We start from the raw sequence: 18,394 nt of genomic DNA on the forward strand, positions 1-18,394 counted from the left end.
AGCTTCCATCTCGTGGAGAATATTAAACATTTTTATCAATCGAACGCTTGACATGCTCGCCAAACGCATACATAACCCCCAAATGTACTTTGGCTTGTGTATTTCAAGACAATTATGGCCAGCCTTGCCATCCAAAAAGCAAAAAGATACCCTCCAGCCTTAAGGCTCAGAAGATATCTTATTGTTCTTGTTATACGCATCCAAATCATGCTTTCCTATGATATTTAGAAAGTTACAATGCCGCTGTGCAACACGTCAACCCTCTACAATATACTCCACTTAGTTATTAACAGAAACGCCATCTGGCACCGGAATACCAAAATCAGGTGTTCCATCTTCATTCCAGTTCAACGGCTGAACACGTGTATGACGATTCGGATCATATAGCGGGTCACCTGTAATTTCCTTGTAATTCCGGGCGTGATAAACGATAACATCGCTACCGTCAGCAGCAACCGTAAAACTGTTATGACCTGGCCCGAATTGTCCTGTTTCCTCATTTGTGCAGAATACCGGCTCAGGCGATTTCGCCCATGATTTCGGGTCAAGTAAATCCGCATTCTCGTCTGCCGTCAGCAGGCCCATGCAATAGTTATGGTCTGTGGCACTGGCTGAATAACTGATAAAGATTCGTCCGTTCCGTTTCAGAACCGCTGCTCCTTCATTTACCTTAAAACCGATGACTTCCCAATCATATTCAGGAGTAGAGATCATGACCTGCTCACCGCACAGCGTCCACGGATTGCTCATTTCAGAAATATACAGATTGGAATTACCGACGATGTCCGGGTCCTTCTGAGCCCACACATAATACAAAACTCCATTATGCTGGAAGGTTGTCGCATCGAGAGCGAATGTCTCCCAACGGGTTTTGATCTGTCCCTTTTCCACCCATTCCCCTTCCAGAGGGTTAGCTGAATCATTTTCCAGCACGAACATCCGGTGGTCGAACAGGCCTTCCTTTGTTTCCGTTGTACGAGCTGCTGCAAAATAAATGTACCATTTGTCATTAATATAATGAATTTCCGGTGCCCAAATGTTCGCGCTTAACGGGCCCGTTTCATATTTGTGCCACACTGCGACAGGCTCTGCTGTGTTCAAGCCTTGAATAGTACGTGCCCGCCGAACCTCAATGCGGTCATACTCTGGCACAGATCCGGTAAAATAATAGTATCCGTCACTATGCTTATAAATCCAAGGGTCTGCCCGTTGCTCAATAACCGGATTATTAAAGGATACAGGTTGATTCATGGTTTTTCTCTCCTCTATGTGTAGTATGTAGTTCATACGATTAATCGCTGATACGTTTTCCCCAGATGGAAATTCCCTTTTCATTCATACCCGTGAAAATTAGAGTATGGCGACCCAGCTCCCAGTCCCATGAAGGAAGCAATAATAATTCTTCCTTTGTTCCTTCGGATATATCGCTCCAATCCAGTGTTAAAGTACGCCTGCCATCAAAGCTCCAATGACCTTCAAGAGTCCCGCTGGTTGCCCGCCCTCCATCTTCCAGACGGAGCGGTTCAGCTTCCACCTGACCGTCTACTTCCTGCCTTATCACGATGCGCTCCCAGTTGCCGGATAATAATCTTTTGGGTATATCCTGCTCCTTCTCGCCCGCATACCGCTCTGGTGATACGACAGGCCAGCCCTCAGCAGTCCATAATATTTTGCGTACATGCAGATACGGCCATCTCTTATCCGTCTCTCCCCGCGCATGATGTACAATATAATAATCTTCACCGTCCTTCAGGACGGAATTATGACCTGGCGCAACCCAGCCTTCTCCTTCGCTAAAACGATAACCGCCCAATACCTTGTTTCCAATCTCGTATTGAGGCAAATAGCTGGTATCTGCCATGTCATGTCCATTAATATCTACATACGGCCCTGTGATAGAATCCGAACGGGCAACGCGAACATTGTAGTCCTCGAACAAAGAATCATACGAGACGAACAAGTAGTATTTACGGAACATTGGATTGTACACAATGTAAGGCCCTTCCACAGCACCATCCTCAGTTGCCCGATCCCTGGCAGCGATATTTTTACCATAGCCTGACTCTTTAAACTTTCCAGTCTGGGGATCAAGCTGCGTAATATAAATACCGCCGAAAAAAGAGCCGTACACCATCCATGGATTCCCTTCCGCATCCAGCACCGGATTCGCATCAATCGCATTCAGCTTGTCATGCTCTTCCGTTTTAACAACCAGCCCCTCATCCTTCCAAGGGCCCTCCGGCGAGCTGGATGTCTGTAATCCGATAGCTGATCGCGTGCTGCCAAAGGTGGAGGCAGAGTAATACATCCGGTAGGTATCGCCCATCTTGATGATGTCCGGTGCCCACAAATTTGTTGCTGATGACCACGCCTCCGCTTCCTTTGGAATGCCGGGTAGTGCATACTGAACCCAGTTCCAGTGAATCAGGTCGGTCGATTTGCGTACCATGACACCCGGTCTCAATTCTCCACCTGTCTTTACATCCGTCGAGTAGACATAATAGCCCTGATCTGTTTTGATAATCGCCGGATCATGCGCATTGTTAATCGTCCAGCGCTGTTCATCATTAATCGTGCTTTGATCATACAAGTGATCGGGAGGTGGAGCCTGCGGATACACAGGGTCCGGAGTGTTATCCCCACAGCCGGATAGGCCCAGCATTAGCAGCATAACCATAACTGTTATTCTCCTCCTTCCTTTACCCATTACATATTGTGATTGTCTTACATCATTCATCCGTACCCTCCAAGTGTCAATTAACCTTTGACACCTGAAATAGCAACCGACTCAATAATTTGTTTCTGGAAGATCAGGAATATAATCAATACAGGTAACAACGCTATAATGGAAGCTGCCATAATAAGCGGATAGTCCGTCTGAATGGCGTAAGTCGCATTAAAATTCGCGATGACCAGCTGTAATGTCTGCGTTTCTGGTGAGTTCAAGTAAATAATCGGGGCCAAATAATCATTCCAAATCCCCATGAACCATAAAATAAGCTGTGCGGCAACAGCCGGCTTAATGAGCGGGAACGTAATCGACGAATAGAGTCGGAAATAAGAGCTTCCGTCAATTTTAGCAGCTTCGATAATGGCATCCGGCACACTGAGCAAATACTGCCGCAGGAAAAAGATCATAACCACATTACCGAACAAACCGGGAACGATCAAAGGCAAAAGTGTATCTACCCAGCCAAGTTTGGAAAACATCATAAACTGTGGGATCATAACCGTCGGGTATGGAATCATCATAGATGCGATGAGTGCCAGAAACAGTTTATTTTTATGAGGGAATCTCAGCTTTGCGAATGCAAAAGCAGCCACACTGGATGTGAAGGTACCGACAACCGTGACACTTACCGCCACAATCACGCTGTTCTTGATCCCGCTTAACAAAGGTCCTGCTTCCCAAATTTCCTTATACTTGCCGAACTGGAACACCTCTGGTATCCATACTGGTGGAAGAGCAAAGACATCCTGCTTTTCTTTCACCGAAGTGGATAGCATCCAAAGCAGCGGCGCGATCATCACAATCGCTCCAATCGCTAGTACAATAAAGATAATGATATTGGTAACTTTCGTTTTTTGACTATGGGACATAATCAGACTCACTCCTTTCCGCGAAAATCAATCCCCATCAAAGGATGATTTTTCATTCATTTTAAATTGAATCAAAGTTACGATAAAAATGAAGATGCCGAGAATCATAGCCATCGCGGAGGCATATCCCATCTGCAGGTTTTTAAATGCCTTATCCCAAATATAAAAGACGATTGAGGCGGATGAATATTCCGGACCCCCTGTAGGTGTCATAATGTTCATTTCAGTAAAGATTTGTGAACCACCAATAATATTAGTTACGACCAGGAAGAAGGTTACTGGTTTCACCATAGGCCATGTAATATTGCGGAACATTTGGAATCCGCTAGCTCCATCCAGCTCTGCTGCTTCATAATAAGAACGAGATACGCTTTGCAGGGCTGCCAAATACAGTAGCATCGTGTAGCCAAGACCCTTCCAGACCGTCATAAGGATCAAGGCCGGCTTAACCGTATCCTTATCCATCAGCCAGTTAGGACCCTTAATACCGAATATTTCGAGGAATTGGTTCACCAAACCATAGTCTCCGTTGTAAGCCCAGTTCCACATAATAGAAACGGCAGCCAACGAAGAAATAACCGGAATATAGTAGATCACACGAAATGTCGTCGTACCTGGAATCTTGCGATTCAAACCTAGTGCCAGCAGTAAAGCTAGTACAAGACCGATTGGAATACCCAACATTAAGAAAAGAGTATTGTACATCGATTTATAAAAGAGCTCATCGCTAAATAAATCCTTAAAATTGTCGAGACCAATAAAGTTCATTTGTCCCAATCCGTCCCAGTCTGTAAAAGAGCCATATAACGAATAGACAAACGGGAATAACGTAAAGATTAGCAGACCGAGAATAGGTGGAAGAATAAATAAGTATCCATATATCTTCTCTTTGCGGTAGAGATTAGATTTGGTTATCACAGCGCTCACCTCTGTTTCTAATTTGGAATGAAGATGATGTTAGCAGCATGATATTTAGCCACTAACATCATCCTTTTTTCCTCTATTTACGCATTATTTCTGTGATTTTTTCTCTTGCTCCACCGCTTTATCCAGCAGTTTCTGCATCTTCGGTTGTTCTTGCTTCACATAATCTGCCGCCGTAATTTTACCGTCCAGCACAGGCTGAATATCTGTGAAGAAAATATCATACCATTCTGCGTTATACGTATAGTTGCCTGGTAATGAGCGTCCATAGTCATTTACGATATCAATAAATTCCTGTTTATTGTTAGGCTTGGTTTTCGTATCTTTGGACCATTCATCAGCCATGTCCAGCAGATTCGGAATTTGTACCTTAGCGTCTACGAGTTGCTTCATTCCTTCTTTGGAAGTCGTCAGATAGTTGACCAATTCTACAGCTTCATCCGGGTATTTTGTTTTAGAGGAAACACCAATACCCAGGGAACCAATCCATGTTGCCGATTTGCCAGTCGATCCGGCTGGGAATGGCAACAAATCATATTCGAATGGCAGTTTTTCAAATGTACTCATATCCCAAGGACCTACCGGGAAGAATGCCATTTCGCCCTTCATCCAACGTTGGTATGTGTCCAATGTTTGTGATTGTTCAATACCAGGTGTGATTTTGTATTTGTTTTGCATGTCAGCAAAGTACTGAAGCGCTTCCGCAAATTTCGGATCATCAATCGTTACTTTAGTTTTGCTCTCATCCAGCCAATCAGCCCCATTACTCCATACAAAGGCTTGCAATGCCCACTGAACGTTAAAACCTGTACCGTATTGATCTGGCTTGCCGTCACCATTGGTATCTTTGGTCAACTCTTGGCTAACCTTGATAAATTCATCCCATGTATACGGTTTGTCTTTGTCAGGCAAGGGAACGCCCGCTTTTTCGAACATCGTTTTGTTGTAGCCGAGTGCGAATGGACCCAAGTCCTTCGGCATACCGTAAATATCTCCTTGACCGGCCATTTTACCGTCATAGCGATACAAATCTATACCGTATTTCCAGATGTTATCCAGTTTAATATCCTTGTTCTTCTCAATGTAAGGAGTGAGATTCTTCAACACCCCACTGTTTACATAAGCTTTCACATCTCCAGGGGCAAAATAAAAGATATCTGGAAGATTGTTTCCTGTAATCGCAGCTCTAAGTTTTGTAGCATATTGATCCGCTGCTGTCACGACCATTTTAACCTTTACTCCAGGATGCTCCTCTTCAAATTTCTTAATTACTTCCTTATAAGCCTTTTGTTCATCTGTTCCACCACGGAACATAAATGTTAGTTCCTTGCTTCCATCACTACTGGAACTTCCCCCACTACAACCAGCCAGTGCAGCAACCATTAACAACAAAACAACCATTGTTATTGCAAAACCTTTTTTCTTTATCAACGCGACCCCTCCTAAATTTAAATGAAACCGCATACATTTGGTGTTAAAATAATTTCATACCACTCGGCCTAATCTTTAACTGTGCGGTACACAACCCGTTGTTGATTGCCGCTGTGATTATCATCCCTCTCATGTACCATATGATTAACATTTTACTTTATGAATAATGAATTCGTTTACAAACAAAATATAGCATGCCCTTCCTCGGTTCGTCAATGTATTTTTCAATCTTTTTAAATAATTATAAAACATAGATTGGAGTAACATGAAAAGCAAAATTGAATCGTACTTAAGTTCATTTTTGTTATATAAATCAATAAAAACACTTAAATGCGATTTATTTATAAAGAAAACCCTATTTTGGACTCCAATTTGCTCCCCCTTTTTATTTAGTAAAAAAAATTTACAGAAAAGCGGTTTACTTCTTTTTGATTTTATTTTAACATAAATCAAAGTAAAAATATAAGCGCTTACATTAAAATTTTTATAGATAAGGAAGGTCTATAGCTATGATTTATATTAAGGACTTAATGTCAGGGTTAGATATTTTCAAAGCACTGGGTTCGGAAATCCGCATTCAAATTCTCGAGCTACTTGCTTACCAGGGACAAAGTATGAATGACATCGCCAACAAACTTAATTTGAGCAACGGTACAATTACAATGCATATTCGCAAGCTGGAAGAATGCGGCCTCGTGGAGATCAATACCGTGAGCGGCAAGCATGGTACCCGAAAAATGTGTTATTTGAACAAAGAAAAGCTAATGGTAGATTTGCGCAGCAGAGAACAAAAAAATGTGTATGAGGTTGAGATTCGTGTGGGTCATTACAGTAACTATCAGGCAGTACCCACTTGTGGATTGGTGACCAGAGACAGCATTATTGGCGATTTTGATGATCCACGCTATTTTGCAGATCCCGGACGGCTGGATTCGGAAATGATCTGGATGGCAGATGGCTTTCTGGAATACCGCATTCCCAACTATCTGAAAGCAAATCAATCCTTTAATGAAATTCAATTTTCCGCAGAGCTGGGCTCAGAAGCACCGGGATATTGCGAAGAATATCCATCGGACATTTGTTTTCATGTGAATGGCATTCCTATTGGTCACTGGACTAGCGCTGGCGATTTTGGAGAAGTGCCGGGGGTTCTGAATCCCGATTGGTGGCCGCCGCATTTGAATCAATATGGTATGCTCAAATTAATTCGTATCAATCGACATGGAAGCTTCATTGACGGATGTCGTATATCCGAAGTCACGCTAGAAGATATCGGCCTTGATTACAAAAGTGATATTACACTGCGTATATCCGTATCCGATCAATCGCCAAACAAAGGGGGTCTCACTATTTTCGGTAAAAGATTCGGGAATTTCAATCAGGATCTGCTTGTGCGCGTGCTTTACGATGTACACGGGGAGGATAACTCCAACTGCTGACTCGCCACATGTAAAAAGGCCGAAGCCTGTATTCATTGAATACATGTCCTCGGCCTAAACATCCTGCTCCTCACTTAAAGAGATATAGATCCATAGATAAAAAATGACCGCTATCCCAAACACCAGCCAGCTAAAGGACAGCAAATGAAGCCTCGCTCCAGCATGTACAACCCATCTCCAAATATCCGTAAGGAGCACTTGTGGCTGCAACAACACATCCCAGCTATTCCAGCGAGCAAATCTGCCAATATATACGCCTACGCTAGCCAGCCACAACACCACAAAAACTACAGCCCATGCGAGCCAACCTGAACAAATCTTCCTCAGCATACGGTGGATCATCAATACACAAAGGGATGTAAGAAAAAGACCAAGCCCTGCTGCTGAAAAAGACGTAAATAAGATCAACCAAAATTGAGTGTTCAACCAAAAACGCGTATCAGGATTCACATCGTAGAAACGAAACGCATGTAGTAGCTCAGTCACCAAATAAAGAGCATTCGGCAGAAAAAACAACCATACAACTGCGGCGAAAAATAAAAGAACACTTTTCACTTTTGTACTTCGCAGTCTGGATAATGCCATCATTCCCAGAGTGATAAAGACCGGAACCCATGCCAGGAATATATCCCAGTACAGAAATTGATACATCCTCGTTCCGCTTGTGGACTGTAAATACATAATGAGCCAAAAACAGCCCAACGTAGCTACAAGCAGCACCCCCAACAAACCAGGCAGCTTGTAACCCTTCCTTTTTAACAGCAAGCTTCTACCTCCTGCATGCGTATACGTATATACGTCTTTTCAAATCCCCTCTTATAGCGCTTCCATATTTATTTATAGAGAGGGCCTTTGTCTGATTATTCCACGTTTCGTATATCCTCGGACACATGGTTTGTTATCGTCAAGGTATCAAAGGTAACATTACAGCCCTCCCCCACCGGGGATTGTGCGACAACGCCGACTTTTAGCTGTTTAGGAACATTCATCCCAAAATATCTCGCTAGTTTCCAATGCTGACCGTCTGATGAATAATGAAATGCAAAGCAATTACCAGCTCGTGCCACTCGCAAATACGGATTAGAAACATCTATGGCCCCAGATATACAATCATCGGAGGTATCCCGAGTGACCACACTAAGAATAGATGGAGTGCTTTCAAAGTATTCAAAGCACAGCTTAGCCCAATGGGTATCATCCGCCATCATCATCAAACATCCTGAATCATAAGGCTGCTTCATATCAACACGAACCCTCGTCCATATTGTAAAATCTCCCTGAAGCGTTGTATGCAAAAAGGGTGCGGACGATTTTACCGCTGCGCCGGACGGATCTCTAAAGAAATCCGCCTGTGAAGGTGCAGAAACTTGCAAAAACTTGGAATCATCGAATCTCCACACAGTCGGCTCGTTGATCCAGCCCCATCCCGCAGGCAAAACCTTGTCGTTAAAGCGTTCAAATACGTTCATATGGACACCATCCCTCTCTAGCCAATATAGTCAAATAGCAGGGTGAAATCTGGGGAACAATAATCCCCCTTGATACCACTATATACGTTATCTTCCAGCCGTCAATGATGATCCTTCTGTAGCTACATTTTAAAAAAAGACTTGCCATCCTAAAATGTTGTGCTTATAATTACACCTAACTTGATACGGTAACAAATTTCAATGACGAGAACGAGTAAGCTATACAGCGGATTTGCAGAGAGTTGGGGCAGGTGAAAGCCAACATTCCGAGGGTAGCCGAACGCCATCTCTGAGAAGCGGGCTGAACCTGAAGTAAGCTCTGCCGCCTTTCCAGCGTTAACCGGAACACGTATTGATGGATACGTGAACAGAGTGTCATTTCCTATGGAATGAAACTAGGGTGGTAACACGGGTATAAACTCGTCCCTTTTACAGGGGCGGGTTTTTTTGTTTTTCAAAAAGGAGGAAATCAACATGACAAATGTATCGACAGCAGTATCTATAAGCGATTTTTTGACTCCAGCTGTACGGGAAATGCCGCCTTCAGGCATCCGTAAGTTTTTTGAATATAGTACAGGCAGAAAAGATATCGTATCGCTTGGTGTCGGTGAACCGGACTTTGTAACCCCTCAACATGTCAGAAAGGCCTGTATCACAGCACTGGAAAATGGTAAAACCTCATACACACCGAATGCAGGTCTTCCCGAGCTTCGTGAGGAGATTGCCGGGTATCTGGAGAGCAGCTTCAGCACATCCTACAACCCGACAGATGAAATCATGGTTACCATTGGCAGCAGTGAAGCTCTGGATTTGGCGCTACGCGTCCTGATCACAGCACACGATGAAATACTTATTCCAGCTCCCTGCTATATTTCATATTCGCCCATCACGTTTCTGAACGGAGGACATACCGTAACGGTTGAAACCTCTGCGGACCAACAGTTCAAGCTGACAGCAGAAGCGCTCAAATCCAAGCTGACTCCACGATCCAAAGTGCTTATTCTCTGTTATCCGAATAATCCGACGGGTGGAGTGATGACTTATGAGGACTGGCTACCGATTGCCCGCCTGGTTGAGGAGCATAATCTTGTCGTCATATCAGACGAAATTTATGCTGAACTGACCTATGGACAGAAGCATGTTAGCTTCGCTGCTCTGCCGGGAATGAAAGAGCGCACCCTGCTCATCAGCGGCTTTTCCAAAGCATTTGCGATGACAGGCTGGAGGGTCGGCTATGTATGTGGCCCGAGAGAGTTGATTTCAGCCATGCTGAAGATCCATCAATATACCGCCATGTGCGCTCCTATTATCGGGCAAATTGCCGCTATTGAATCCCTGCGCAACGGACTGGAGGAAAAAGACCGCATGATGGAATCCTACAATCAACGTAGAAAATGGTTCGTTGAAGGCCTATGTCAGACAGGACTTCCATGTCATGAACCAAACGGTGCCTTCTATGCTTTTCCCTCCATTATGCACACAGGGTTAAGCTCAGAGCAGTTTGCCAAGCGTTTGCTGGAAGAAGAGGGGGTCATTACCGTGCCCGGTTCCGCATTTGGCCCGGGCGGCCAGGGCTTTATCCGCTGTTCATACGCGTCATCGCGAGAACAGCTGGAAATGGCTTTGGAACGCATCAGCGTATTTTTGAAACGCCTGTAAATACGATTTTCCATATCATGAAATGAACATGAGCACGGGATGAGCACTACTTTAGCAGCTTCTGAATAAGCTTTTTCTGGTGTGCTGGCATCCCGGTGCTAAAGATCGTCAGTGCACCGGACAACGGCGACCTTGAAGTACAAGCAGGCAACTTGCCTTTTCTCGTTAGCGGCCAGCAGGCCATTTATTTTGAGAAGTCCATGCGGCTGGATGCAGACGAGAGATTCCCCGTATATAAGCTATCCAGCGACTCTACCTTTTATAGTAACAATGTGAAAACCCGGGATGTCCGGTCGTCCTAATCTTTAGGATGTCGGGTATTCAGAACGTTTTGCACAAAATCAGTTTTGGCCTCCGTGTACGCTTCACGATCATGCTGATTTTCCATCGCCAGCTGCCTTTTTAATACATCATATTGCTGAATCAGCTCAGGCTGTTCACGAAGTCGGTTCCGAAACAAGATCTGCTGATCCCAATGCTCATCAGATTTCAGTATGAGATGCAGATGTCCCTTTCTTTGATCCTGTTCCACTTTAACCAAAAATCTTCTCCATTCCCGACCGTCCAGTTCAGGGGGAACGTAGTTCCAGCCTGCTGGTTGTAAAGCAGACACGATCTGTTCCAGTCGATCCCAAGATTCTAATTTTGCCATAATGTCAATAATGGGCTTAGCGGAAAGATTGGGGATTGCCGTGCTTCCTATATGTTCGATTTCCGTCACCTTAAACGGCAGTAATAACTCCTGCAACTGGTGAATGATCTTTAAGCCCTGCTCTGACCAGGCAGGATCAGGATTCACTATTTTTATAGGCTCCGTAGCCCACACCGGCCAATGTTCTTGATTTTGCTCCTCATGCATTCATTATCCCCCTAATCTCCACTCATGCATTGCAGCTTACGACTGTATAACTGAGCGTTTTCCGCATCAAAACAAACAAAAATAATCTCTTTCAAACCGGCATGTTCCCGTACAAAACGTGTCACTTCCTGTATAGCAATATCCGCCGCCTTTTCTTTCGGGAAACGGTAGATACCAGTACTGATATTCGGAAAGGCAATGCTTCGTGCATTCAGTTGCAAAGCCAATTGGAGTGTATTCTGGTAGCATTTCGCCAATAGCTCCTCTTCCTGATGGTCGCCACCATTCCACACAGGACCAACGGTATGAACAACGTATTGGGCATCCAGCTTGCCAGCTGTTGTATAGACCGCGCCTCCTACGGGACATCCACCTTGTTTGTTTCTGATACGGACACAATCTTCCAGTATAGCTGGACCGCCAGCCCTATGAATTGCGCCATCTACTCCACCGCCACCCAGCAAGCTTGTATTCGCTGCATTGACAATAATATCGGCCTTACAACGGGTAATATCCTCTTGCATCACACGTATTGTCACGTTTAATAGTTCAATTTGGGTATTCATTAATCCTCCTCCTCTCGTAAAAAATCAACTCCGTTTTATATCCTTATTTCTTTGAAATTTATGTTCACGATTAAAAATCATCTTAGATAACACCCATTATTAATATCAAAGGTCGCTCCCGTATAATGCCTGGATCTTTCCGATAGCAGAAACAGGACAGTATAAGCAACATCTTCTGCTTTTAAAGGCTCAGGAATTAGCTGATGATTTGTATATTCCTCCTTTCTCCAATCAGGAATATGATCCATCATTGGAGTACTTACCATCGTTGGTGCCACAGCATTAACTCTTATATAAGGTGAAAAATTCATGGCACAACTTTTAGTAAAGCCCAATATTGCAGCTTTTGATAATCCATAGATCGCATCTGAGCTTCCTTCCATTCCAGAAACAGAAGACATATTTACGATAATTCCCTGATGCTTCTTCTCAATCATGAACTTTCCAAAAAATTGCGAGAAATATACACATCCCTTAATATTTATGTCCAGCACCTTCTCTATTTCTTCCATACGATAGTCGAGTATATTCTTTCCTCTATAAACACCTGCATTATTGACTAAAGCTGTTATGTCCGTGTGTTCTCCCTTAATGTATGTAAAAAAATCGGTTACTTCCGTATAGTTACTTATATCTATGAGATAGGTGTACAAACTTGGTGAATTCAGTTCAGCCTCAAGTTCGTTTAAAGAACGTTTATTCATATCACACGCAATAACACTTGCGCCTTCCCTTAAACATTGCTGAGTAATTTCCTTTCCGATGCCGGAAGCAGCTCCTGTTATAATAACTTTCATTTTATTAAGCAATGAAGAAACCCCTCTCTCGTTCGGTATATAGTTTTACTCAAAATACCTCTCTCAAGTACTATCAGCTATATGAAAGAAACTTACTTCAGTAACATAAGTGCAGTCGCAACCGAATGATCCACAAAAGAACGCTCTGGGCGCGACTTCATCATCACGGTAATCCCGATTAACAAAGAGACCAACGTATGGGCCAAAGCTCGTGCATCCATAGCCACCTCAAGCTCCCCAGATCGAATACCACGTTCGAGGGTTTCCTGAAAGACGGTAGAAAGATACATCTGATGTTCCCTGGTCAAAATTTCAAACTTCTCATCATGTGGAGCCAATTCTACCATCGTATTGATGCAAAAGCATCCCCTATTAGGTCCATCCTCGTATTCTTCTGCCACGACTCCTCCAAATAAATTGTAAAATGCTTCTTTTACAGATGAACTATTTTGCAGTTTAGCCCTTATACAAGCTGCATGAGATTGCGTATATTTACGGAGCGCAGCTTCAAATAATTGCTTCTTATCTCCAAAAGCAGCGTAAATGCTGGGGCGCTGAATTCGCATTCGGGAGGTCAAGTCGCTTAAAGACGTGCCTTCGAACCCTTTTTCCCAAAAAATTTGCATCGCTGCATCCAACGCCTGCTCCATATCAAATTCCCGTGGTCGAACCATAAGTAACCCCTTCTTTTCAGATCGTTCAGTATATTAAGATTGTATGATCATTAAAATAAACTGTCAAATATGTATAGGATGAATACTTGACATCTCATAAAACAAAGGTTATATTGACCTAAAATCATTACGTACCAATCGGTATATTATACTTTTCGGTACATAATAAAGTCAGAAAGTGATGTGATGTATAAAAATGAATATCTCTGAAGTCAGATCAACGCAATCTGCTCCCGTTCGTTCCATGTCCCGATCTGTTGCACTCTTGTTTGCCATAGCCTGTGGGCTGGCTGTCGCTAACATTTACTATGCACAGCCATTGCTGGATGCGCTGGCAAAAGAATTTGGCATTACGCACTCATCGGTAGGTATGGTCATTACAGTCACGCAAATTTGTTATGCATTGGGACTACTGTTGCTCGTCCCGCTTGGCGATCTTTTGAATCGACGACGACTGATCACAGGACAAATGCTGCTATCCGTGCTGGCATTAATCACGGTTAGCTTTGCTCCTACCCGTACAATACTGCTTATGGGGATGGCAATGGTTGGACTGCTGGCTGTAGTCACTCAGACACTCGTGGCATTCGCCTCGACCTTGGCTAATTCGGCTGAACGCGGGCAGGTCGTAGGGCTGGTGACCAGCGGAGTCGTTATCGGCATTCTACTTGCACGAACCGTTGCCGGTGTATTAACTGATCTGGCAGGATGGCGTTCAGTTTACCTTGTTTCTGCTATACTTACGCTGTTTATGGCTATAGCTCTGTTGCGGGTGTTGCCAAAGAACGAACCCAAAGGTGCGGCACTTTCCTATCCGCAGCTGCTCCGCTCGGTTATCGTACTGTACGTGCAAGAACGAATTTTGCGTATTCGTGCTGTCCTTGCGCTACTCATTTTTATGGCGTTCAGCATATTGTGGACTTCGCTTGTGTTACCTCTCAGTGCACCTCCATTTTCTCTTTCACATACTGCTATCGGGGCCTTTGGTCTGGCTGGGGTCGCCGGAGCATTAGCAGCAGCACGAGCAGGGCGTCTTGCCGATCAAGGCTTGGGACAACGGACGACGGGTATAGCACTAATTTTATTGTTGCTGTCCTGGTTACCTATCCGCTACACCGAGTATTCTCTGTTCGCTTTAATTCTTGGCGTAATTCTTTTGGATTTGGCCGTACAAGCTGTACATGTCACCAACCAAAGCTTGATTTTCAATGTTCGCCCTGAGGCACGGAGCCGACTTACCGCAGCCTACATGATATTTTATTCCATCGGTAGCGCCACCGGGGCCATTGCCTCTACTCATATGTACATATATGCTGGATGGAACGGGGTGTGTCTATTGGGAGCTGGTGTCAGTGCTCTGGCTCTCATCTTTTGGGCGTTGACTCGACGTACAACTTGATTGGTAGACTGCTATTGATTTTAATCAACAAAAAACCGCCTGGTCCACAACTATGGCCTGGCGGTTCTCTTCTGTCACTACAAAATCATCACTTGATTGCAATATAAATCAAAACAGGTTCATCAGGACTGCCATACACTTCAAAATCGCCTGTGTATGTCCGCTCCGCTTGTCCCGTGCCTGCCCACTCCCAAATCGTCTGCCATACACGGAAGACAGAAGAAGGTTCCTGAGTTGCCTGAAAAACAGCGTAGCGTGCAGCCGGAATTACAAGTTCTTCAAGATCGTCAGGAGTCTGGAAATCCACAGCCGTTTCCTTTCCGATAAAAAATGTATACTCGCCCAAAGCTCCATTTTCATAGTCAGTATAACAACCATAGACAGAAGCATGTCCATCATGCCCCTTTATCCGACCAGGCACGTCCTCACTCCAAAACCGTTCCCACATGTTAGGAATGATCCCGTGAGACGTTTGTTCATTCTGATTATTTGTACGTGCTTTCAGCCCGACCAAACGAATATCACCTCGATATTCCTCCCGAATGGGTCCATCCAATGGAAGTCCCGTATCCGCTGAGGACCGCCACCGCTTCAAATACGGCAGGTAATTACGCAGCATCGAAGTCGCTTCTTCTTCCTGCATCCCCTCCTCCACCAGGATAGGCACACACTGCTGAATCATTTCCTCCATAGTCAAGTCAGGCTGTACAAATGCGCCTTCCTTGTAACAATACTTGCAATACTCATCCGTTTTATGATGTTGTGCATCCGTTCCATATTGGTCCTCATGCTCCAGCGGCATCCCGCAACTTTGACAAGCTTTATCCATCCTCGTAAATCCCCTTTCGCTAACTGATATCAGGTATGCCACCAGTATAACGAAACAAACCTGACAACTATCAGTCAGGTTCGTTTTACTTTAATCCAAAATTTCCTCTATGATTCCCGGCCTTCTTCATAATTAGACGCAATCTGTAGCGCCATCTCATGAATCTTGTCTCGCAAATGGGCTGGTTCTTTGACAACCACATCCGGTCCCAGACTTAAAATAAATCCGTACGCCCACGCATCCTCGGGAAACGGGACCGAAACCGTATAAATCCCTTCCTCCTGCTCGGTCAATGCTTCTACGCCAAACCAGTCCTCCGCCAGATGCCTTGAGTTGCGGTTAAATTGTAGCGTAAACGGTTGTACAGCCCTGGATGCCGCCATCCGTCCCTCATTCCACGGCAGCACTTCATAAGAAAGATCCCTGCGAGCGAAAGTCGTCTCTGTAACCACAGGGTCACTCATGCGGGAAAGTTTGAATAAACGAAACTGATCCCTATCGGGACAATACGCATATACAAACCATTGTTGTCCTTTCAGAACGAGCGTGTGCGGTTCAACATTCCGTTCCGTTATGGCTCCTTCCGCATTTCGATAGGTAAAAGCGACAATCCGCGCTTGGCTCATTGCTTCTTTCACCTTTATCAATTTACCTTCCTGCGCAGCCTGATTTCCCCATCCCGAATGATCGACGATAAATTGTGTGGTACGGACACTGAAGTGCTCTTTCCCAGACTCCGGTATAATGCTTTCAAATTTATGAAGTAACCGGGACACATTGGGGCCGCCCAACGACGAGGACAAACTCTGCAGGCCCATCACAATGTCCTTGACATCATTATCCGTCAGCATACTGCGGTCCAAACGGTATCCTTCCATCAGACCGATTCCCCCATTAGCTCCCTGATAAGTCACCACCGGAATACCAGCCATACTAATCGCTTCAATATCTCTATAGATCGTCCGGATCGAAACCTCATACAAATCAGCCAGTTCCTTCGCTTGTATTCTATTTCTTTTCAGCAGCAAAATGACGATAGAAAGCAATCGGTCAATTTTCATTTTTTCAAAACCTTATGATCTCTCTTATTTTGTATCTGCTTCACCTCATCAGATAATGGAACTTGTACAGCTTCCTCATAGGAGTCTCCAAAAGCTTCGGGGTTCATTTTTAGGGCTTCCAGTCTCAAATTCCAATACACTTCAGCGTCTGCTGGTTCTACGTTCCTGATTAAAATCATGTTTTCCCGTTCCTCCGAATGTTTTCCTCCATCTTACTCTATCTCCTATCTAAAATGAATCTGTTATTCCTAGATTAAAATAACCTCAGGTGCTCTATCCAGCCAGATAGAATGCCTGAGGTTTCACTAACTTATTACAAATTATGACTCGTAGCGCTTCAGCACAATGACCGCATTATGACCGCCGAAGCCGAAAGAATTGGATAGACCGATATTTAGTGGAGCCTTGCGCGCTTCGTGAGGCACATAATCCAGATCGCAAGCCGGGTCCCGGTTGTCCAGATGAATCGTTGGCGGAATGATGCCTTCCCGCAGGCTTTGCACGAGCGCAATCGCTTCGACACCGCCCGCGGCTCCTAGCATATGCCCCAGCATGGACTTATTCGCGGTAACCGGAATCTGATAGGCATAATCCCCAAATAGCTTGTGGATCGCAAGGGTCTCAGCGATATCCCCGACAGACGTACTCGTTGCGTGAGCGCTGATCACGTCCACTTCTTCAGGGGAGATGCGGGCAGAATGAAGGGCCGCTTTCATCGCCAGGTAAGCTCCGGTTCCTTCGGGATGCGGTGCAACCATATGATAGGCATCCGAACTGGCTCCATAACCGATGACCTCACCATAGATTTCCGCACCACGCCGGATTGCGTGTTCCAGCGACTCCAGTACCAGAATGCCTGCTCCTTCGCTCATGACAAATCCGTCCCGATCCTGATCAAACGGTCGGCTTGCTATGGAAGGCTCCTCGTTACGTGTGGACAAGGCAGTCGCATTAGCGAAGCTCGCTAAGGCCAATCTATTCACCGCCGCTTCAGCTCCACCGGCAAAAATGACATCCGCATCTCCAGTACGAATCGTCCGAAACGCCTCTCCAATTGCTGTATTCCCAATAGAGCAAGCCGTCACGGGTGAAACCGTAGGACCCATCGCTCCAAACGCGATACTAATTTGAGCAGCAGCCATATTCGAGATCATCATAGGTACCAGCGTTGGGCTAACTCTGCCTGGTCCACGATGTAGCAGCACATCTACATTATCCACCAATGTATCCAAACCGCCGACTCCTGATCCCACATAGACACCTACACGCTCCAGATCGGTGTGATCCAGTTCTAGACCGGAATCCTTGAGCGCTTGCTCTGCCGCATATAATGCATACTGAGTAAACCGATCCATTCGTCTGGCATCTTTACGTCCCCATTGCTTTTCTGCATCAAAATCCTGTACCAGTCCAGCAATTTGTGCTTTTAAATCGGATACATCAAATGTATCAATTTTACGTATACCTGAATTGCCTTCCAGCAAATTCTTCCACAACGTGTCCACTTCATTGCCCAGTGGCGAAACGACACCCATACCTGTTATCACTACTCTTTGCATAAGCTATTCATTCCTCCTACTCGATGACTTACTTATAATCCTCATTTTACCCTCGTCTTATCCTATTACAAGTGTTTGTTTATCCTGGTATAATGAACACTACTATAGTAAGCGCCTTATTTGCCCAC

At 44.8% G+C, this 18,394-nt stretch carries 19 protein-coding genes and 1 other annotated feature; of the genes, 4 read left to right on the forward strand and 15 right to left on the reverse strand.

All coding sequences use genetic code 11. From position 1 onward, the window contains the following. Nucleotides 1-279: 279 nt before the first annotated feature. The 5 genes from AC6EJC_RS09435 to AC6EJC_RS09455 form a co-directional block, all read right to left on the reverse strand. Nucleotides 280-1,251, reverse strand: coding sequence for a glycoside hydrolase family 43 protein (locus tag AC6EJC_RS09435; RefSeq protein ID WP_444953749.1), 972 nt, complete (start codon nt 1,249-1,251; stop codon nt 280-282). A 40-nt stretch (nt 1,252-1,291) separates the two neighbouring features. Then, complete coding sequence (locus tag AC6EJC_RS09440; RefSeq protein WP_444953750.1) at nt 1,292-2,677, reverse strand: arabinan endo-1,5-alpha-L-arabinosidase; 1,386 nt, start codon at nt 2,675-2,677, stop codon at nt 1,292-1,294. An 80-nt stretch (nt 2,678-2,757) separates the two neighbouring features. Then, complete coding sequence (locus AC6EJC_RS09445) at nt 2,758-3,600, reverse strand: carbohydrate ABC transporter permease (protein ID WP_025723511.1); 843 nt, start codon at nt 3,598-3,600, stop codon at nt 2,758-2,760. Nucleotides 3,601-3,627: 27 nt separating this feature from the next. Next, a complete protein-coding gene (locus AC6EJC_RS09450; RefSeq protein ID WP_444953751.1) occupies nt 3,628-4,518 on the reverse strand; it encodes a carbohydrate ABC transporter permease in 891 nt (296 codons plus the stop codon). A gap of 93 nt (nt 4,519-4,611) precedes the next feature. After that, nucleotides 4,612-5,955, reverse strand: coding sequence for an ABC transporter substrate-binding protein (locus AC6EJC_RS09455; RefSeq protein ID WP_029516750.1), 1,344 nt, complete (start codon nt 5,953-5,955; stop codon nt 4,612-4,614). Between the two features lie 509 nt (nt 5,956-6,464). Between AC6EJC_RS09455 and AC6EJC_RS09460 the strand changes: the two genes are divergently transcribed. Beyond that, nucleotides 6,465-7,394, forward strand: a complete 930-nt coding sequence (locus AC6EJC_RS09460; protein WP_444953752.1) for an ArsR/SmtB family transcription factor — start codon at nt 6,465-6,467, stop codon at nt 7,392-7,394. A gap of 54 nt (nt 7,395-7,448) precedes the next feature. On the opposite strand, the gene AC6EJC_RS09465 is transcribed toward AC6EJC_RS09460, so the two are convergent. Then, nucleotides 7,449-8,159 (reverse strand): DUF1361 domain-containing protein, encoded by a 711-nt coding sequence (locus tag AC6EJC_RS09465; RefSeq protein ID WP_444953753.1) that lies wholly within the window; start codon nt 8,157-8,159, stop codon nt 7,449-7,451. Between the two features lie 95 nt (nt 8,160-8,254). Continuing rightward, a complete protein-coding gene (locus tag AC6EJC_RS09470) occupies nt 8,255-8,863 on the reverse strand; it encodes a DUF1349 domain-containing protein (protein ID WP_444953754.1) in 609 nt (202 codons plus the stop codon). A gap of 192 nt (nt 8,864-9,055) precedes the next feature. Continuing rightward, nucleotides 9,056-9,294: a binding site (T-box leader), on the forward strand. 43 nt (nt 9,295-9,337) lie between these two features. Here AC6EJC_RS09470 and AC6EJC_RS09475 point away from each other — a divergent pair. Continuing rightward, a complete protein-coding gene (locus AC6EJC_RS09475; protein WP_444953755.1) occupies nt 9,338-10,522 on the forward strand; it encodes an aminotransferase class I/II-fold pyridoxal phosphate-dependent enzyme in 1,185 nt (394 codons plus the stop codon). Nucleotides 10,523-10,617: 95 nt separating this feature from the next. Next, nucleotides 10,618-10,824, forward strand: a complete 207-nt coding sequence (locus AC6EJC_RS09480; protein ID WP_444953756.1) for an iron-sulfur cluster biosynthesis family protein — start codon at nt 10,618-10,620, stop codon at nt 10,822-10,824. On the opposite strand, the gene AC6EJC_RS09485 is transcribed toward AC6EJC_RS09480, so the two are convergent. The 4 genes from AC6EJC_RS09485 to AC6EJC_RS09500 all read right to left on the reverse strand — a co-directional run bounded on the left by AC6EJC_RS09485 (nt 10,821) and on the right by AC6EJC_RS09500 (nt 13,418). Then, complete coding sequence (locus tag AC6EJC_RS09485) at nt 10,821-11,381, reverse strand: GrpB family protein (RefSeq protein WP_444953757.1); 561 nt, start codon at nt 11,379-11,381, stop codon at nt 10,821-10,823. The genes AC6EJC_RS09480 and AC6EJC_RS09485 overlap by 4 nt on opposite strands. Nucleotides 11,382-11,392: 11 nt before the next feature. Beyond that, nucleotides 11,393-11,947 carry an O-acetyl-ADP-ribose deacetylase gene (locus tag AC6EJC_RS09490; RefSeq protein WP_444953758.1) on the reverse strand — a complete coding sequence of 185 codons (555 nt, stop codon included), beginning with the start codon at nt 11,945-11,947 and terminating at the stop codon, nt 11,393-11,395. A gap of 77 nt (nt 11,948-12,024) precedes the next feature. After that, a complete protein-coding gene (locus AC6EJC_RS09495; protein ID WP_444953759.1) occupies nt 12,025-12,756 on the reverse strand; it encodes an SDR family NAD(P)-dependent oxidoreductase in 732 nt (243 codons plus the stop codon). Between the two features lie 80 nt (nt 12,757-12,836). Next, nucleotides 12,837-13,418, reverse strand: a complete 582-nt coding sequence (locus AC6EJC_RS09500; protein ID WP_444953760.1) for a TetR/AcrR family transcriptional regulator — start codon at nt 13,416-13,418, stop codon at nt 12,837-12,839. Between the two features lie 196 nt (nt 13,419-13,614). Between AC6EJC_RS09500 and AC6EJC_RS09505 the strand changes: the two genes are divergently transcribed. Continuing rightward, nucleotides 13,615-14,817 (forward strand): MFS transporter, encoded by a 1,203-nt coding sequence (locus tag AC6EJC_RS09505; RefSeq protein WP_444953761.1) that lies wholly within the window; start codon nt 13,615-13,617, stop codon nt 14,815-14,817. 88 nt (nt 14,818-14,905) lie between these two features. Here AC6EJC_RS09505 and AC6EJC_RS09510 read toward each other — a convergent pair whose 3' ends face one another. The 4 genes from AC6EJC_RS09510 to fabF all read right to left on the reverse strand — a co-directional run bounded on the left by AC6EJC_RS09510 (nt 14,906) and on the right by fabF (nt 18,266). Next, nucleotides 14,906-15,646 carry a zinc ribbon domain-containing protein gene (locus tag AC6EJC_RS09510; RefSeq protein WP_444953762.1) on the reverse strand — a complete coding sequence of 247 codons (741 nt, stop codon included), beginning with the start codon at nt 15,644-15,646 and terminating at the stop codon, nt 14,906-14,908. A 107-nt stretch (nt 15,647-15,753) separates the two neighbouring features. Next, nucleotides 15,754-16,707 carry a helix-turn-helix transcriptional regulator gene (locus AC6EJC_RS09515; RefSeq protein ID WP_444953763.1) on the reverse strand — a complete coding sequence of 318 codons (954 nt, stop codon included), beginning with the start codon at nt 16,705-16,707 and terminating at the stop codon, nt 15,754-15,756. Continuing rightward, complete coding sequence (locus AC6EJC_RS09520; RefSeq protein ID WP_444953764.1) at nt 16,704-16,886, reverse strand: hypothetical protein; 183 nt, start codon at nt 16,884-16,886, stop codon at nt 16,704-16,706. Before AC6EJC_RS09520 ends, AC6EJC_RS09515 begins: the two co-directional genes overlap by 4 nt. Before the next feature lie 141 nt (nt 16,887-17,027). Then, nucleotides 17,028-18,266: a beta-ketoacyl-ACP synthase II gene (fabF, locus tag AC6EJC_RS09525; RefSeq protein WP_444953765.1), complete on the reverse strand. Its 1,239-nt coding sequence runs from the start codon at nt 18,264-18,266 to the stop codon at nt 17,028-17,030. Nucleotides 18,267-18,394: the final 128 nt, after the last annotated feature.

Source organism: Paenibacillus sp. TY11 (genome assembly GCF_059772165.1).

What these genes read in the sequence shown, in the direction of transcription:
- AC6EJC_RS09435 (WP_444953749.1), bottom strand. Translation starts at nt 1,251, where the DNA reads ATGAATCAACCTGTATCCTTTAATAATCCGGTTATTGAGCAACGGGCA.
- AC6EJC_RS09440 (WP_444953750.1), bottom strand. Translation starts at nt 2,677, where the DNA reads ATGGTTATGCTGCTAATGCTGGGCCTATCCGGCTGTGGGGATAACACT.
- AC6EJC_RS09445 (WP_025723511.1), bottom strand. Translation starts at nt 3,600, where the DNA reads ATGTCCCATAGTCAAAAAACGAAAGTTACCAATATCATTATCTTTATT.
- AC6EJC_RS09460 (WP_444953752.1), top strand. Translation starts at nt 6,465, where the DNA reads ATGATTTATATTAAGGACTTAATGTCAGGGTTAGATATTTTCAAAGCA.
- AC6EJC_RS09470 (WP_444953754.1), bottom strand. Translation starts at nt 8,863, where the DNA reads ATGAACGTATTTGAACGCTTTAACGACAAGGTTTTGCCTGCGGGATGG.
- AC6EJC_RS09475 (WP_444953755.1), top strand. Translation starts at nt 9,338, where the DNA reads ATGACAAATGTATCGACAGCAGTATCTATAAGCGATTTTTTGACTCCA.
- AC6EJC_RS09485 (WP_444953757.1), bottom strand. Translation starts at nt 11,381, where the DNA reads ATGCATGAGGAGCAAAATCAAGAACATTGGCCGGTGTGGGCTACGGAG.
- AC6EJC_RS09490 (WP_444953758.1), bottom strand. Translation starts at nt 11,947, where the DNA reads ATGAATACCCAAATTGAACTATTAAACGTGACAATACGTGTGATGCAA.
- AC6EJC_RS09500 (WP_444953760.1), bottom strand. Translation starts at nt 13,418, where the DNA reads ATGGTTCGACCACGGGAATTTGATATGGAGCAGGCGTTGGATGCAGCG.
- AC6EJC_RS09505 (WP_444953761.1), top strand. Translation starts at nt 13,615, where the DNA reads ATGAATATCTCTGAAGTCAGATCAACGCAATCTGCTCCCGTTCGTTCC.
- AC6EJC_RS09510 (WP_444953762.1), bottom strand. Translation starts at nt 15,646, where the DNA reads ATGGATAAAGCTTGTCAAAGTTGCGGGATGCCGCTGGAGCATGAGGAC.
- AC6EJC_RS09515 (WP_444953763.1), bottom strand. Translation starts at nt 16,707, where the DNA reads ATGAAAATTGACCGATTGCTTTCTATCGTCATTTTGCTGCTGAAAAGA.
- AC6EJC_RS09520 (WP_444953764.1), bottom strand. Translation starts at nt 16,886, where the DNA reads ATGATTTTAATCAGGAACGTAGAACCAGCAGACGCTGAAGTGTATTGG.
- fabF (WP_444953765.1), bottom strand. Translation starts at nt 18,266, where the DNA reads ATGCAAAGAGTAGTGATAACAGGTATGGGTGTCGTTTCGCCACTGGGC.